The 15080-nt window shown below is 72.7% G+C and carries 11 protein-coding genes; 6 read left to right on the top strand and 5 right to left on the bottom strand.

All coding sequences use genetic code 11. The features are described 5' to 3' along the window. Positions 1-283: 283 nt before the first annotated feature. The 5 genes from OG357_RS04780 (at position 284) to OG357_RS04760 (ending at position 8300) form a co-directional block, all read left to right on the top strand. Positions 284-2011, top strand: a complete 1728-nt coding sequence (locus OG357_RS04780; RefSeq protein ID WP_329619929.1) for an extracellular solute-binding protein — start codon at positions 284-286, stop codon at positions 2009-2011. A 2-nt stretch (positions 2012-2013) separates the two neighbouring features. Beyond that, on the top strand, positions 2014-3048 hold the full coding sequence (locus OG357_RS04775) for an ABC transporter permease (protein ID WP_329619928.1): 1035 nt from the start codon (positions 2014-2016) through the stop codon (positions 3046-3048). Then, positions 3045-3983 (top strand): carbohydrate ABC transporter permease, encoded by a 939-nt coding sequence (locus OG357_RS04770; protein ID WP_329619927.1) that lies wholly within the window; start codon positions 3045-3047, stop codon positions 3981-3983. Before OG357_RS04775 ends, OG357_RS04770 begins: the two co-directional genes overlap by 4 nt. Before the next feature lie 91 nt (positions 3984-4074). Further along, positions 4075-6093 carry a beta-galactosidase gene (locus OG357_RS04765; RefSeq protein WP_329619926.1) on the top strand — a complete coding sequence of 673 codons (2019 nt, stop codon included), beginning with the start codon at positions 4075-4077 and terminating at the stop codon, positions 6091-6093. Further along, on the top strand, positions 6090-8300 hold the full coding sequence (locus tag OG357_RS04760; protein WP_329619925.1) for a glycosyl hydrolase family 95 catalytic domain-containing protein: 2211 nt from the start codon (positions 6090-6092) through the stop codon (positions 8298-8300). Before OG357_RS04765 ends, OG357_RS04760 begins: the two co-directional genes overlap by 4 nt. Here the strand turns inward: OG357_RS04760 and OG357_RS04755 are convergent. From OG357_RS04755 to OG357_RS04740, 4 genes are all read right to left on the bottom strand, one after another. After that, positions 8290-9375 carry a LacI family DNA-binding transcriptional regulator gene (locus OG357_RS04755; protein WP_329619924.1) on the bottom strand — a complete coding sequence of 362 codons (1086 nt, stop codon included), beginning with the start codon at positions 9373-9375 and terminating at the stop codon, positions 8290-8292. The genes OG357_RS04760 and OG357_RS04755 overlap by 11 nt on opposite strands. 118 nt (positions 9376-9493) lie before the next feature. Beyond that, positions 9494-10501, bottom strand: coding sequence for a hypothetical protein (locus OG357_RS04750; RefSeq protein WP_329619923.1), 1008 nt, complete (start codon positions 10499-10501; stop codon positions 9494-9496). A 51-nt stretch (positions 10502-10552) separates the two neighbouring features. Continuing rightward, positions 10553-11596 (bottom strand): zinc-dependent alcohol dehydrogenase, encoded by a 1044-nt coding sequence (locus tag OG357_RS04745; protein ID WP_329619922.1) that lies wholly within the window; start codon positions 11594-11596, stop codon positions 10553-10555. Beyond that, positions 11593-12747 (bottom strand): mandelate racemase/muconate lactonizing enzyme family protein, encoded by a 1155-nt coding sequence (locus tag OG357_RS04740; protein ID WP_329619921.1) that lies wholly within the window; start codon positions 12745-12747, stop codon positions 11593-11595. The genes OG357_RS04745 and OG357_RS04740 overlap by 4 nt, the downstream gene beginning before the upstream one ends. A gap of 161 nt (positions 12748-12908) precedes the next feature. Between OG357_RS04740 and OG357_RS04735 the strand changes: the two genes are divergently transcribed. Beyond that, positions 12909-13694: an IclR family transcriptional regulator gene (locus OG357_RS04735; RefSeq protein WP_329619920.1), complete on the top strand. Its 786-nt coding sequence runs from the start codon at positions 12909-12911 to the stop codon at positions 13692-13694. 55 nt (positions 13695-13749) lie between these two features. On the opposite strand, the gene OG357_RS04730 is transcribed toward OG357_RS04735, so the two are convergent. Then, a complete protein-coding gene (locus tag OG357_RS04730; protein ID WP_329619919.1) occupies positions 13750-15027 on the bottom strand; it encodes an ROK family protein in 1278 nt (425 codons plus the stop codon). Positions 15028-15080: the final 53 nt, after the last annotated feature.

Here is a 15080-nt window from a genome sequence, read left to right as displayed (position 1 = left end):
TGTGCCAGGAGTGGGTGTCAAGGCGTCACGGCGACCCACTTCCCGTATCCGCAGGGCTCTTTGGCGTGCGGACGCACCGCAGAGAAGGCCGAGAAACTCGCGAACGGCTCTTGCCGCGCCTGTGACGTTCACTTAACCTCGCAGCAATATCGAAGCGCTTCGACTCGATGGTCGACGGCGCCCCGGGGTTGTTCCGCCCCGCCCGCTCCACCTCCACCCCGCAGCCGGCCGGCGACCCCTCGGTCGCCGTATGTCCTGGCGCGTGCCATGAAGGGTTGACGCAATGACGCCGAACGCCGTCTCCACGGGCTCCCGGAGAACCACCCCGAGCCGGAGCGACACCGGGCAGAGCCGGAGGGGCTTCCTCGCCTCCACCACCGCCGTCGCCGCCGCGGCGGTGGCCGGTGGTGTCCCGCTGCTCGCGGCCTGCGGCGGCGGCGACTCGGACACCGGGAAGAAGGACGGCACCACCACCGGCAAGGACGCGGCGAAGCTCCTGCCCGCCTTCGTGGCCGGCACCGTCGTCACCCCCGACATCGCGCCGATGAACGGCTCCGCCGCCGGCTTCACCCGGGCCATCGCGAGCGCCGAACTCAAGGCGTCCGTCACCGCCAGGAAGGGCAAGGGCGGCGCCCTGACCGTCATGGCCCCGTTCTGGGGGCCGCCGCCCGCCTCCGACAACCCGTACTACAAGGCCATGAACGAGGCCATCGGCGTCCAGGCCACCTGGCAGAACCAGGACGGCAACGTCTACGACCAGAAGCTCGGCGCCGTCCTCGCCTCCAGCGAGATTCCCGACGTGGTCGTCGTCCCCGGCTGGAACCTCGGCGGCAAGATCCCCAGCGCGATCAACGCCAAGTTCGAGGACCTCGGCCCGTACCTCTCCGGCGACAAGGTCAAGGCCTACCCGAACCTCGCGGCCATTCCCACCGACGCCTGGCAGCGCTCCATCTTCGGCGGCAAGCTGCGCGGCCTGCCCATGCCCGCCTCGTACGTCACGAACATCGCGCCCTTCTACCGCAAGGACCTCTTCGACGCGAAGGGCTGGCAACTCCCCAAGAGCGCGGACGAGTTCCTCGCCCTCGCCAAGGAGATCACCAGCGCCAAGGCCAAGGTCTGGGCCTGCGGGGACATGACCTGGACCGCCTACAACATGTTCGGTGTGCTCCCCGGCAGCGACAAGGCGCTCGGCTGGCACCTCGTCGACGGCAAGCTGATCAACCGCATCGAGACCCCCGAGTACCTCGAAGCCCTGGAGTGGACCCGAAAGCTGTACGACGCCGGAGTCGTCCACCCCGACGAGAAGACCCAGAACCAGGGCGACACCAGCCTCCGCTTCACCGCGGGCCAGTGCCTCGTCTACAACAACGACCTCTCCCACTGGTACGCGAAGACGTCCGAACAGGCCGCGCAGAACCCGGCGTTCGCCATGGCCGCGATGGACATCCCCGGCCACGCGGGCGGCACGCCGAAGCTGTGGGCGACCAACCCCGCCAACATCTGGGCCTTCGTGCGGAAGGGCAGCTCCAAGGCGGTCGTCGAAGACGCCCTCGCCATCGCCGACTTCACCGCCGCGCCCTACGGCACCAAGGAGCGGATGCTCACGGACTACGGCGTCGAGGGCGTCCACCACACCATCAAGGACGGCCTGCCGGTCAAGACCGACAAGGGCAACCAGGAGGTCAGCAGCTCCTGGCTGTTCGTCGCCAGCCCCGCCCCCTACGTGGCGCACCCCGACACCCCCGACGTCACCCGGGCGATGGTCGAGTGGCAGCAGCGCATGGGCGCCGTGACCTCCAAGTCCTCCTTCTACGGGATGACCATCACCGAGCCGTCCCAGTGGACCGGCCTCATGAACGACTTCGAGCAGCTGGAGAAGGACATCGTCCGGGGCCGCAAGAAGGTCTCCGACATGCAGCAGGCCGTCTCCGAGTGGAAGACCAAGGGCGGGGACCAGCTGCGCGACTGGTACAGGAAGCTCCTCGACACCACCGGATCCGCGGCGAGCTGACCGTGAGCACGCTCGACACGAAGACGGCGGACCCGGCCGCACGGGCCCCGGACGACCCGACAACGCCCGCCCAAGTCGGTCGGGTCCGGAACCGGCGCCGCGCGGACGGGCATGTCCCGCTCGCCCGTCGGTTCCGGCGCGACCGGACCCTCCTCCTCATGACCGTTCCGGCGCTCCTGCTCGTCCTGGTCTTCCACTACATCCCGATCCTGGGCAATGTCGTCGCCTTCCAGGACTACGACCCGTACGTCTCCACCAACGGCGTCACCGCCATGCTCGAAAGCCCCTGGGTCGGCCTCGCCCAGTTCGAACGGGTCTTCTCCGACCCGTCGTTCTGGCACGCCGTCGAGAACACCTTCGTCCTCTTCCTGCTCCAGCTGGTGCTCTTCTTCCCGGTGCCCATCGCGCTCGCCCTGCTCGTCAACAGCGTGCTGCGGCCCCGGGTCCGGGCGGTCGTCCAGGCGATCCTGTACCTGCCGCACTTCTTCTCCTGGGTCCTGGTCATCACGGTCTTCCAGCAGATACTCGGCGGCGCCGGCATCATCGCCCAGACCCTCCGGCAGTACGGCCACGAGGGCTTCGACCTCATGACCGACCCGGGGGTCTTCAAGTTCCTCGTCACCGCCGAGGGCATCTGGAAGGACGCCGGCTGGGGGGTCATCGTCTTCCTCGCCGCGCTCGCCGCCGTCAACCAGGACCTGTACGAGGCCGCCGCCATGGACGGGGCCGGGCGGTGGCGCCGCATGTGGCACGTCACCCTGCCCGCGCTCCGGCCCGTGATCGCGCTGCTGCTCGTGCTGCGCGTCGGCGACGCGCTCACCGTCGGCTTCGAGCAACTGCTCCTCCAGCGGGACGCCGTCGGACCCGGGGCGGCCGAGGTCCTCGACACCTTCGTGTGGTGGACCGGCCTGCGCAGCCAGGACTTCAGCTACGCGGCCGCCGCCGGACTGATCAAGGGAGTCGTCGGCCTGGTGCTGGTGCTCTCTGCCAACAAGGTCGCCCACCTGATGGGTGAGCAGGGGGTGTACCGGAAATGACCGCGGACGTATCGAAGATGTCCCGGCGCCGCCCCTCGTGGCGGGCGGCGCCCGCCCGGCCCGTCTGGGAGGAGCCGCCCGGCCGTGCGGGCCTCGCCGCCAAGGGCCTGCTCCTCGCCGGCGCCTGCCTCGCCGTCCTCGTACCGCTGTGGATCGTCGTGGTCACCAGCCTTTCGTCGAAGAAGACGATCACGGAGGTCGGCGGCCTGGTGGTCGTCCCGAGGGACCTCACCTTCATCGCCTACCAGGAGCTCCTGAGCGGCGGCCAGGTCACCCGGGCGGCGGTCGTCAGCGTCCTCGTCACGGTGGCCGGCACCCTGTTCTCGATGACCGTGTCGGTCCTCTGCGCGTACGGGCTGTCCCGGCCGGGATCGCTCGGCCACCGCCTCATCCTGCTCGCCCTCATGGCCACCATGTTCTTCGGCGCCGGACTCATCCCCACGTACCTGCTCGTCCAGACCCTCGGGCTCACCGACACCTATCTCGCGCTGATCCTGCCGAGCGCCGTCAGCGTCTTCAACATCCTCGTCCTGCGCGGCTTCTTCATGGGCATCTCGCCCGAACTCGTCGACAGCGCACGGATCGACGGCGCCGGAGACCTGCGGATCCTCTGGCAGATCGTCATGCCGCTCTCCCGGGCGGTGATCGCCGTCATCACCCTCTTCTACGCGGTCGGTTACTGGAGCGCCTGGTTCAACGCCTCCATCTACCTCAGCGACCAGAACATGATGCCGCTGCAGAACGTCCTCATCCAACTCGTCCAGAAACAGGAGATCCCGGTCGGCCTCGGCCAGGCGGTCAGAGCCGGCGACCTCTCCGGACTCGCCGTCCAGATGGCCGTCATGGTCCTCGCCCTGCTGCCGGTCGCCGTCCTCTCGCCCTTCGTCCAGAAGCACTTCAGGAAGGGCATGCTGACCGGCGCCGTCAAGGGCTGAGCCCCACCTGCGCAGGCAAGGGCTCAGCCCCAGTCGGCGTCGTCAAGGGCCGACCCGTCCCCACCCCACCCTCCTACGGAGAGACCGCCCGATGCCTCCCAGCCTCGACGACCTGACCCGCACGCCCGGCCGGCCGCCCCGGCTGCTGTACGGCGGCGACTACAACCCCGAGCAGTGGCCCGAGGAGACCTGGGCCGAGGACGCGCGGCTCATGCGGGAGGCCGGAGTCACCTCCGTCACCCTCGGCGTCTTCTCCTGGTCCCGCATCGAACCCACCCCGGGGGCCCGGGAGTTCGACTGGCTCGACCGCGTCATGGACCTGATGCACGCCCACGGCATCGGTGTCGTCCTGGCCACCCCCACCTCCTCGCCCCCGCCGTGGCTGGGGCACCGCCACCCGGAGACGCTGCCCCGCGACGAGGACGGCAGAACCGAATGGTGGGGCTCCCGCCAGCACTTCTCCCACTCCAGCGAGGTCTACCGGCGTCACGCGGCCGCGATCACCGAGGACCTCGCCGTCCGGTACGCCCGCCACCCCGCACTGACCATGTGGCACATCAACAACGAGTACTGCACCATCGACTGGGGCGACGAGGCCGCCCGTACCTTCCGTCGCTGGCTCCAGGACCGGTACGGCAGCCTCGACGCCCTCAACACCGCCTGGGGCAGCGACTTCTGGGGTCAGCGGTACGGCGCGTGGCACGAGGTCCTGCCGCCCCGTCGCACCCACTACCTGAAGAACCCGACCCACGTCCTCGACTTCCGGCGCTACACCTCCGACCTGCTCCTGGAGTGCTACCGCGCCGAACGCGACATCGTCCGCCGCCACACCCCGCACCTCCCCGTGACCACCAACTTCATGCCCTTCTGGTCCGGCCAGGACGGCTGGGCCTGGGCGGCGGAGGAGGACGTCGTCTCCGTCGACGTCTACCCCGACCCCCGGGACCCGGGCGCCGGACAGTACAACGCGATGACCGCCGACCTGACGCGCTCCGAGGCCGGCGGACGACCGTGGATGGTGATGGAGCAGGCCGCCGGAGCGGTCAACTGGCGGGCCGTCAACCACCCCAAGCCGGACGGCCTCAACCGCCTCTGGGCGCTCCAGTCCGTCGCCCACGGCGCCGACGCCGTCTGCTACTTCCAGTGGCGCCAGTCCCGCCAGGGAGCGGAGAAGTTCCACTCCGGCATGCTCGGCCACGCCGGCGAACGCGGCCGGGTCTTCCGCGAGACCGTCCGCATCGGCGAGGACCTCGCCACGCTCGGCCCCCGGGTTGCGGGAAGCCGTGTGACCACCGAGATCGCCCTCCTCCACGACTGGAACTCCTGGTGGACGGAGTCCCACGAAGGGGCGCTCTCCACCCGCGTCGACCACGCCGAGCTCGTCCGCGCCTGGCACCGTGCCCTCTGGGACGCCCACCTCCCCGTCTCCTTCGCCCACCCCCACCACGACCTGAGCGGCCACCGCCTCGTCCTCGTGCCCCACCTCCACCTCCTGGACGACCGGGCGATCGAGAACCTCACCGCGTACGTGCGCGGCGGCGGCACCCTCGTCTGCGGCTTCCTCACCGGCATCGCCGACCAGGACGACCGGGTCCGCCCCGGCGGCATGGACGCCCGGCTCAGGGAACTCCTCGGCATCGACGTGCTCCAGGAGTGGTGGCCCCTCGACGAGGACGAGCACGTCGACTGCGGCACCTTCCACGGCACCCTGTGGTCCGAGGAGCTCACCCCGGCTGCGGGCGCCGAGACCGTCGCCGCCTACCGGGGCGGCGAGCTCGACGGACTGCCCGCGATCCTCCGCAACGGCCGCGCCTGGTACGTCTCCACCCTCCCCGAACCCGCCGCGCTGAGCGGTCTGCTCGCCTCCGTCGCGCGCGAGACCGGGGTCCGGCCGGTCCTCGACGGCCTCCCCGAGGGCGTCGAGGCCGTCCGCCGAGGCGAGCTGCTGTTCCTCCTCCACCACGGCCCCGACGCCGTGACGGTGCCGCTGCCCGGCCGCCACCGCGACCTCCTCACCGGCACCGTGACGGAGGGGACCGTGAAGCTGGACCGGTTCGGCGTCGTCGTCCTGGAGGAACACCCGCCCACACCGGGGGAGGACCGCCCGTGACCCACGGCACCTGGGAGCCCGCGCCCGCCGCCCGCTGGGAGGACGCCTTCCTCACCGGGAACGGCCGGCACGGCGCCCTGGTCTTCGGCGACCCCGAGGACGACCGGGTGATCGTCACCCACCACACCCTCGTACGGCCGAACAACACCGCCGCCGACACCGCGCCGCCCCGCCTCGCCGACGCGCTGCCGGCCCTTCAGGACGCCCTGCTCGCCGGCGACACGACCGCCGCCGAACGCTTCACGGACGGCCGGCCGCTGCGCTGGGTGCGGCCCTTCCACCCCGCGTTCCAGACCCGGGTCCGCCGCGCACCCTTCAGTACCGGCGCGGCGACACGTCGATCCGTCGACTTCACCACCGGGGTGGTCGCCGGCGTGTCCGGGGAACGGCGCAGCGAGGTCTTCGTCTCCCGCGCCGACGACGTCCTCGTCCAGTACGTCTCCCAGCCCGGCCCGGTGGTCGAGGTCGACCTCGACCACCGGCTGCCCGGCGTCCCCGCGGAACTCGCGACCGGGCGTGGCCTCGCCACCGCCGGCCGCGAGGCCGTCCTCACCCTGCGGGCCCGCTACCCGGACAGCCCGCTCGGCTACACCGGCCTCACCCTCCTCCTCAGCGACACCGGCCGCACCACGATCACCGCCTCGGGCGTACGGATCGAGGGCGCCCGGCAGCTGCTGCTCCTCACCCGGGTACGCCGGCACGAGGCCGACACCTGCACGGCCATGGACGGGGAGACCGAGGGGCTGCGCGCCCTGGTCGATTCCGGTGGGCCCCTCCCGGACCTCGCCGTCGTCCACGCCCGGCTGCTCGCCCGGCACACCGCGCTGCACGGCCCCGCCTACGGGCGCGTCGCCCTCGACCTCGGCGCGGACGCGACCGAGCGGGCCCTCCCCGGCTCCGCCCTGCTCGGCCGCCCCGACAGCGCCGCCCTCCTGGAACGCCTCTTCGCCGCAGGCCGCTACCACCTGCTCTCCTCCTCGGGCCTCCTGCCTCCCCGGCTCACCGGACTGTGGACCGGCGACTGGAACACCGCATGGTCGGGGGCGTTCACCACGAACGCCAACCTCAACCTCCAGACCGCCTCCGCCGTCGCCGCCGACCTCCCCGAGGTGACCGAGGCTCAGATCAGGCTCATCCGTCGGCAGTTGGCGGACTGGCGGGACAACGCCCGGGAGATCTTCGGCGCCCGCGGCATCGTCGCCCCCACCCACACGGACGGCGTCTCCGGGCACACGTACCACTTCAGCCGCGAGTACCCCCTCCACCTGTGGACCGCCGGAGCCGACTGGCTGCTCGTCCCGCCCCTCGCCCACGAGGAGGCGAGCGGACGGCGCGACCCGCGCGTCACCGGGATCCTCCGCGAACTCGCCGCGTTCTACGAGGACTTCCTCACGCGCACCGGACCCGACGGCCGGATCGTGATCGTCCCTTCCTACTCCCCGGAGAACCGCCCCCAAGGCGGAAGCTGGGGCGCCGTCGACGCCACCATGGACATCGCCGCCGCCCGGCACGCCCTGCGCGCCGCCGCCGACCGTGCCCCGGACCCGGACGCCACCCGGCTCCGGGCCCTCACCGACCGGCTGCCGCCGTACCGGGTCAACGGCGACGGCGCGCTCGCCGAATGGGCCCGCCCCGGGCTCGGCGACCGCTACGACCACCGGCACCTCAGCCACCTCTACCCGGTCTGGCCGCTGGACGAGATCAACCCGTACGACACCCCGGACCTCGCCCGGGCCGCCCGACGCGCCCTCGAACTCCGGGGCAGCGAGAACGACTCCGCCCACGGACACCTCCACCACGGCCTGGTCGCCGCCCGGCTCGGGGACGCCGCCCGCACCGAGGGCGCCCTCGCCCGCGTGCTTACCGGGGACTACTTCCACGACTCCCTCATGAGCGCCCACTATCCGGCCCGCGACGTCTACAACGCCGATGCCGCGCACACCCTGCCCGCGCTCCTGATCGAGGCCCTCGTGCAGTCGACGCCCGACCGGCTCGTGCTCCTGCCCGCGCCGCCCGCCCGCTGCCCGCGCGGCCGGCTCACAGGCGTACGGACCCGGTTCGGCGCACGCGTCGACCTGGACTGGTCACCGGGGGAGTACCACGCGGTCGTCCGGCCGGACCGGGACGCGAACGTCGAGCTCCGGAACCCGGCGGGGGCGACCCGGCTCGTCCTGCGCGCGGGCGAGGCGCGGGTCGTCAGCTCCTGAACGGTCGCGCCGGCGGGGGGCCGGAGCTGTCCCGGGCCGTCAGGACCGGCGTGAGGAGCTCGACGCCCGCCGTCGGGGCGGTGTCGCCTTCCGCCCGGTCGCCTTCCGGCCGGTCGTCTTCCGTCCCGTCGTCGCCGGGCCGCCCGGAGAGGCCCGTGATCAGCCGCTCCACCGCCCGGCGGCCCAGCTCCTGCGCGGGGATCGCCACCGAGGTGAGCGCCACCGAGGCCTGGGCGGCGATCGGGTCCGGGCAGACGGCGACGACCGACACGTCCTCGGGCACGGCCCGGCCCGTACGCCGCAGCAGCGCGAGCAATGGCTCGACAGCCGTCTCGTTCTGCACGACGAAGGCGCTGACCCCTGGCCGCTCGTCGAAGATCCGGGCCAGGACCCCCGCGACCGCGTCGTGACCGCCCTCGCAGGGCCGGTGCAGCAGCCCGACGCCCAACTCGGCGGCCCGGTCGCGCAGGCCGCGCAGGGTCCGCTCGGCGAAGCCGGTGTGCCGGGCGTAGACCCCGGGGGCCTCCCCGATCACGGCGATCTCCCGGTGCCCGAGGCCGGCCAGATGCTCCACGCACAGCGCCCCGGCCGCCATGAAGTCCAGGTCGACGCAGTCCAGTCCCGCGGGGTCGGCCGGCAGTCCGACCAGGACGGCGGGCGGGCCCGCCGCGCGCAGCACCGGCAGCCGCTCGTCGTCGAGCTGGACGTCCATGAGGATCACGGCCTCGGCCAGACCGCTGCCGGTGACCCGGCGCAGCGCCGAGGGGCCCTCCTCGCCGGTGAGCAGCAGCACGTCGTAGCCGTGTGCCCGGGCGGTGGTGGCGACGGCGACCGCGATCTCCAGCATCACCGGCACGTACATGTCGGTCCTCAGCGGCACCATCAGCGCGATGATCCGCGACCGGCTGCTCGCCAACGCCCGGGCGCCTGCGTGGGGTTGGTAACCGAGCTGCTCGATGCTGGCCCGCACCCGCCGCCGGGTCGGGTCGGAGATGGGACGCTTGCCGCTGAGCACGTAGCTGACCGTGCTCGCCGACACACCGGCGTGCCGGGCGACCTCGACAAGGGTGACCATTCGTTCTCCCCGCGGCCCGTGACAGTGGTGAATCGCTTCGACGGAGACCGTCGAGTGATCGCTTCGGCGACCCAGCGAGACCGTAACGTGACCGTGCTGACGTGTCCAGAGTGCAAGGTCAGGAAGATCGAAGCGCTTCGACGGCGGGCGTGGAAGAGTCGGCCTCGTCGGTGACCGGGAAGCGCCGGAGCTCGCCCGGATGCCGAGAGCCGAGCGGGGACATCCCGCCGTCCGCCCCCAGGCGGGCGAGCAGGTCGAGGACGAGCCGTCCACGCCGGACCCGCTCGCGGGCGGTGGCGAGAGCCTGGTCCCGCAGGTGCGCTCCGTAGGGGTAGATCCCGGCCGCCCGGCTCAGCCCGAACTTCAGGTACAGCGGTGCGCCCCGCCGGATCAACTCGGCCGCCTCGTACATCCGGACGTACCCACCGAGGTCGTCCGGGGCCTCGACGTACAGGTCCATCGGCGCCCTGCTGACCCGCCGGATCTCCGTGAGGTGCGCGAGGGTCAGATCGGAGGGCACGTTGAGCGAGTCGGCGCCGAGCCGCTCGTGGACGGCGAAGGCCGCGGGATTGACCGGGCCGATCAGCGCGGACACCTTGAAGGTGGTGTCGCTCGGCAACACCCCTTCAGCACGCAGCCGGTGCAGGGTCCACAGGACGCCCTCGTCGGCGACGAGCAGACACCGCACGCCCAAGTCGGCCGCACGCAGCGCGTCTTCGACACATCCGGCGAGCGCGTCGTGACCCCGGGCGCGGAGCCCGGCACCGCCGGAGTCGGTCCGCGTGGCCGCCCCGGTGTCCCACGTGCCGCGCGGGCCGGTGAACAGGCAGAGCTCGACGGAGCGTTCGGCGCAGGCGTCGACCATCTCGGTGATCTCGGCGTCGGTGAGCATCCAGACGCCGCTGCCCTGGCTGACCCGGTGCACGGGGACGTCGAGCCGCGCGCTCTCGGCGAGCACGACACCGAGCGCCTCGGGGCCCTCGACGGAGGGGAGTTCGGTGCGCCAGAGGCCGCCGTCGGGGAAGGCGTGCGGGGAGGCGTCGGCGAGGTCGTCCGCCGGTACGGGGTGGCCGATGCGGCGGAGCGCGTCGCCGCCGGGACGTCGGGGTGCCGGGCGCGTGGTCATCGGGATCCTCTGTTCGGGAGGTCGGACGAGGTGCGTACGAGGAAGGAGCGCTCAGGGGCGCAGGAGGACCTTTCCGGTCCCGGGGGCGCCGCCGCCCACCAGGGCGAGCGCCCCGTCGAACCGCTCCAGCGGGAACGTGTGGGTGACGAGCGGTGCCGGGTCGAGCAGTCCGGCCGAGAAGGCGCGTACCGCGTCCGCCCAGGCGGCGGAGGAGGCGCCGAAGACGGAGCGGAGTTCCAGCTGGCTCACCGAGAGACGGACCGGGTCGATGCCGGTGGCGCCCGCCGCGAACATGCCGGTCAGCACCACCCGGCCGCCCCGCCGAGCGAGCAGGCAGGAGGACGCGGCCGTCGTGGGCGCCCCGGCGGTCTCCACGACCAGGTCGTAGCGCCCGGACACGTCGTCCGCCTCCGCCGGGGAGAGGGCCCGGCCTGCGCCGAAGGCCAGGGCCTGCGCGGCCCGTTCCGTACGGGGGTCGACGACGGCGAGCTCGGCGGGGGAGGAGGCGGCGAGCCACTGGACGGCGAGCAGGCCGAGCGTCCCGGCGCCGACGACGGCGATCCGCTCGCCCGGGCGCGGCCGCCCGGCCCGTACCGCCGCCGCGACGACGGCGGCGGGTTCGAGGAGCGCCGCGGCCCGCAGGTCCACGCCGTGGGGGAGCGGGTGAAGCAGGCGTGCGGGGATCACCAGGTGGTCGGCGAAGGCGCCCGGCTCGGTGAAGCCGGTCTCCGCGTACCCGGCCGTGCAGAGGCTGGTGTCCCCGTAACGGCACCGCTCGCACGTGCCGCAGGACCGGAAGCCCTCGGCGACGCACGGCCGGCCCGCGAGCGCGGGGTCGACCCCGGCGCCGACGGCCTCCACGGTGCCGGACCACTCGTGCCCGGGGACCACCGGATAGCGGACGTAGCCGGGGGCGCGGTGACCGTCGTACAGCTCGCGGTCGCTCAGGCAGATCCCGGCGGCGGCGACCCGTACCCGGACCTCGCCCGGTCCCGGCTCGGGCACCTCCCGTTCGACCAGACGGTGTTCGCCCGGTGCGTCGACGACGATCGCGCGGCTCCGACGGGCCGGTCCGTGTGCCGGTCGGCCGCTCATCGGGGCCGCCTCTTCTCCCAGCCCTCGGCCCACAGGTCGAACCGGGCGCGCTGCTGCGGGAATTCGGCCGCCGCGTCCACGTCCAGCTCGACACCGAGGCCCGGCGCGTGCGAGACGGCGAAGCAGCCCGTCTCCGGATCGACCTCCGGGGCCCCGTGCACCACCTTCGTGATCTCGGCGTCCGCGAAGTCGTTGAAGTGCTCCAGGATCTTGAAGTTCGGGGTGCAGGCGGCGAGTTGGAGGGAGGCGGCGGTGAGGACCGAGCCCCCGACGTTGTGCGGGGCGACGAGCACGTAGTGGGTCTCGGCGGTGGCGGCGAGCTTCCGGGCCTCCAGGATGCCGCCGATGTGCCCGACGTCCGGCTGGATGATGTCGGCTGCCTGTGACTCGAACAGCTCCCGGAACTCGATCCGGTCGTGGATCCGCTCCCCGGTCGCGATCGGCAGGTCGACCTTGTCGGCCACTTTCCGCAGGGCCTTGAGATTCTCCGGCGGCACCGGCTCCTCCAGCCACGCGGGCCGGAACGGTGCCAGTTCGCGGGCGAGCCGGACCGCCGTCGCGGGGGAGAACCGGCCGTGCATCTCCACCATCAGCTCGGTGTCCGGCCCGATCGCGTCCCGTACGGCCTCGATGAGCGCGACCGCGTCCCGCGACCGCTCGGCGTCCAGCTCGAACCGGCCGTTGCCGAACGGGTCGATCTTCAGCGCCCGGTAGCCGCGGGCCACGACCGCACGGGCCGCCGCGTGATAGGCCTCCGGGGTGCGCTCGGTGGTGTACCAGCCGTTCGCGTACGCCGGGACGCGGTCGGTCACCTGCCCGCCGAGCAGCTGCCACACGGGCACGCCGAGCGCCTTGCCCTTGATGTCCCAGCACGCCATCTCGACGACGGCGATGCCCGACATCACGATCTCACCGGCCCGTCCGAAATCGCCGTACTTCATGCGGCGTACGAGATCCTCGACCGCGAACGGGTCGGAGCCGGCGATGTGGTTCGCCTCCGCCTCGCGGAGGTAGCCGATCAGGGCATCGGTGTGCCCGAGCATCCGGGTCTCGCCGACACCGGTCAGGCCCTCGTCGGTGTGGACCAGGACGTAGGTCAGATCGCGCCAGGGCGTTCCGACGACATGCGTGGTGATTCCCGTGATGCGCACGGTGGTTGCTCCCCGGGGGCGCTGGCGTGATGTTCGAGATATCGAATAGTGTTCGGTGGATCGGCGAGACCGTAGGCAGCGGCCCGCCGACGTGTCAATGGGAGCGCGTCCACGGGGACGCCGCTCGGAATCGCGCACGAGCAGAGGGTGGGGTGGGCCTCGTGGGACGACTCGTTCCGGCGGTGACCAGGGCATTCGACATACTGGAGCTCTTCCTCCAGGGCGACGGGACGCTGTCCGCGCCCGAGATCACCCGCAGGCTCCAGCTGCCGCGCACGACCACGCACGAGCTGGTCGCCACCCTGACCGCCCGCAACTACCTCGTCCAGGTGCCGGAGCAGCCCGGCCGCTACCGGCTCGGCGTCCGCACGTACCAGCTCGGCAGCCGGTACGCGGAACAGCTCGACCTCGCGGCCGAAGGCCACCAGGTCGCCCGCGAGGTGGCCGACACCTGCGGCGAGACCGTCCACGTGGCCCTCCTGGAGGACATGGACGTCATCTACATCGCCAAGGTCGACTCGACGCACGCGGTGCGGATGGTCTCCGCGACCGGCCGCCGCCTGCCCGCCCACTGCACCGCCGTCGGCAAGATGCTCCTCGCCTCCCTCCCCGCGGCCGAGCTCGAAGCGCGCCTCGAAGAGCGGCTCGAAGAAGGGCCGTTGGAGACGATGACGCCGAGCAGCCTCAGCGACCCGGACGCGCTGCGGGCCGCGCTCGCCGAGATCCGGATCCTCGGCGTCGCCGTCGAACTCCAGGAGTCCAACCCCGACGTCAGCTGCGTCGCCGCGCCCGTACGGGACCGGACCGGCCGGGTCGTCGCGGCGCTGTCCGTCTCGGTCCCGGTCCACCGCTGGAGCGAGGACCGGGAGAACGAACTCACCGCCCTCGCCGCGAAGGGCGCCGACGAGCTCTCGGCACGGCTCGGACACCGGGGCGTGCGCCGCTGAGAGCCGGTGCGCGCCAGGCGCGGGCCGCTGTCCGTCAGGTGCGGGCCGGTGTCCGTCAGGCCTTCGCATCGGCGGACCCGGAGCGGCGGCCGTCGCGGCGCTCCCGGGGCTGACGCGTCCGGCTGACCGGTCCGAAGACCTCCCGGTCGTTGAGGAAGCCCTCAAGGGCGAAGGTGGCGGCCCCCCGCGTCACCGCGTTGTGCGCGACCGTGCTCCGTCGCAGGGTCGCGGCCCGGTGCGGCAGTGGCAGGGCGTGCCGCGTCACCGCCTCGTACGTGGCGGTCAGGAGGCGCTCCCCGAGCAGGTCGACGACCTGATTGCCGAGGACGAGCACCCGGGGGTTGAAGAGGTTGACGAGGTTGGCCACCGCCGCGCCCAGGTAGCGGCCGGTCCTGTCGATGACGGCGGCGGCCGTCGGGTCCTGCTCCGCCGCCGCGCGCGCCAGGGCCGCGACCACGGCCGCGTCGTCCTCGCCCGTCGCCCGCTCGTCGCCGGGCGCGAGCTCGCGCCAGGTCCGCGCGATCCCCCGGGTGCTCACGTACGCCTCCACACAGCCCCGGTTGCCGCAGGTGCACAGGCGGCCGTCGAGCGCGAGGCAGGTGTGGCCCCACTCGCCCGCGCTGTTGGTGAAGCCCCGGTACAGCTGCCCGTCGATCGCGATCCCGGCGCCGACACCGGCCCTCAGCGTGAGCACCACCAGGTCGTCGACCTCGCGCCCGGCGCCGAACCACAGCTCGGCGACCGTACTGGCCCGCAGCGGGTTGTCGAGCCACAGGGGCAGCCCGAGGCGCTCGTCGAGCAGGGCGCGCAGGGGCACCTCGTGCCAGGACCAGTACGGCGAGAACGACGAGACGCCACCCTCGCGCTCCACCATGCCCGGCACGCTGACCCCGGCCCCGAGCACCCGCTCGCGCGGCACCCCGGAGACGCTCAGCAGCTCCTCCACACAGCCGGCGAGGACGTCGACGACGTCGGAGGGCCGGACGTCACCCGGCGGGAGCGGGCGCTCCACGGAGTGCCGGACCTCCAGGGCCAGGTCGAAGAGCTCGGCGTGCACCGAGGTCTCGGCGATGTCGACGCCGATCAGCGCGCCCCGCTCGGCGTTCACGGCGAGGCGCGCCCGGGGCCGGCCGCCGCTGGAGTCCTCGTGGCCCGCCTCGACGAGCACCCCGGCCTCCAGGAGCTCGGCGGTGAGGTTGGCGACGGTGGCGAAGGAGAGCCCGGTCGCCGTCGCGATGTCCTGACGGCTCATCGCGCCCGGGCCCGCGTAGACGCGCCGCAGGACCTCGAAGCGGTTGAGGCGTCGGATGTCCTGCGACGTCCGCTTGATCATCTGTGCTGTCCTCCGATCGGCCACGCTGTCCCGAGGATGTTATTCGAAGGGTT

The sequence above is a fragment of the Streptomyces sp. NBC_01255 genome (assembly GCF_036226445.1).
GTDB lineage: Bacteria > Actinomycetota > Actinomycetes > Streptomycetales > Streptomycetaceae > Streptomyces.
The sequence above is the reverse complement of the archived record's forward strand: the minus strand, read 5'-3'. Positions and strand labels throughout refer to the sequence as shown.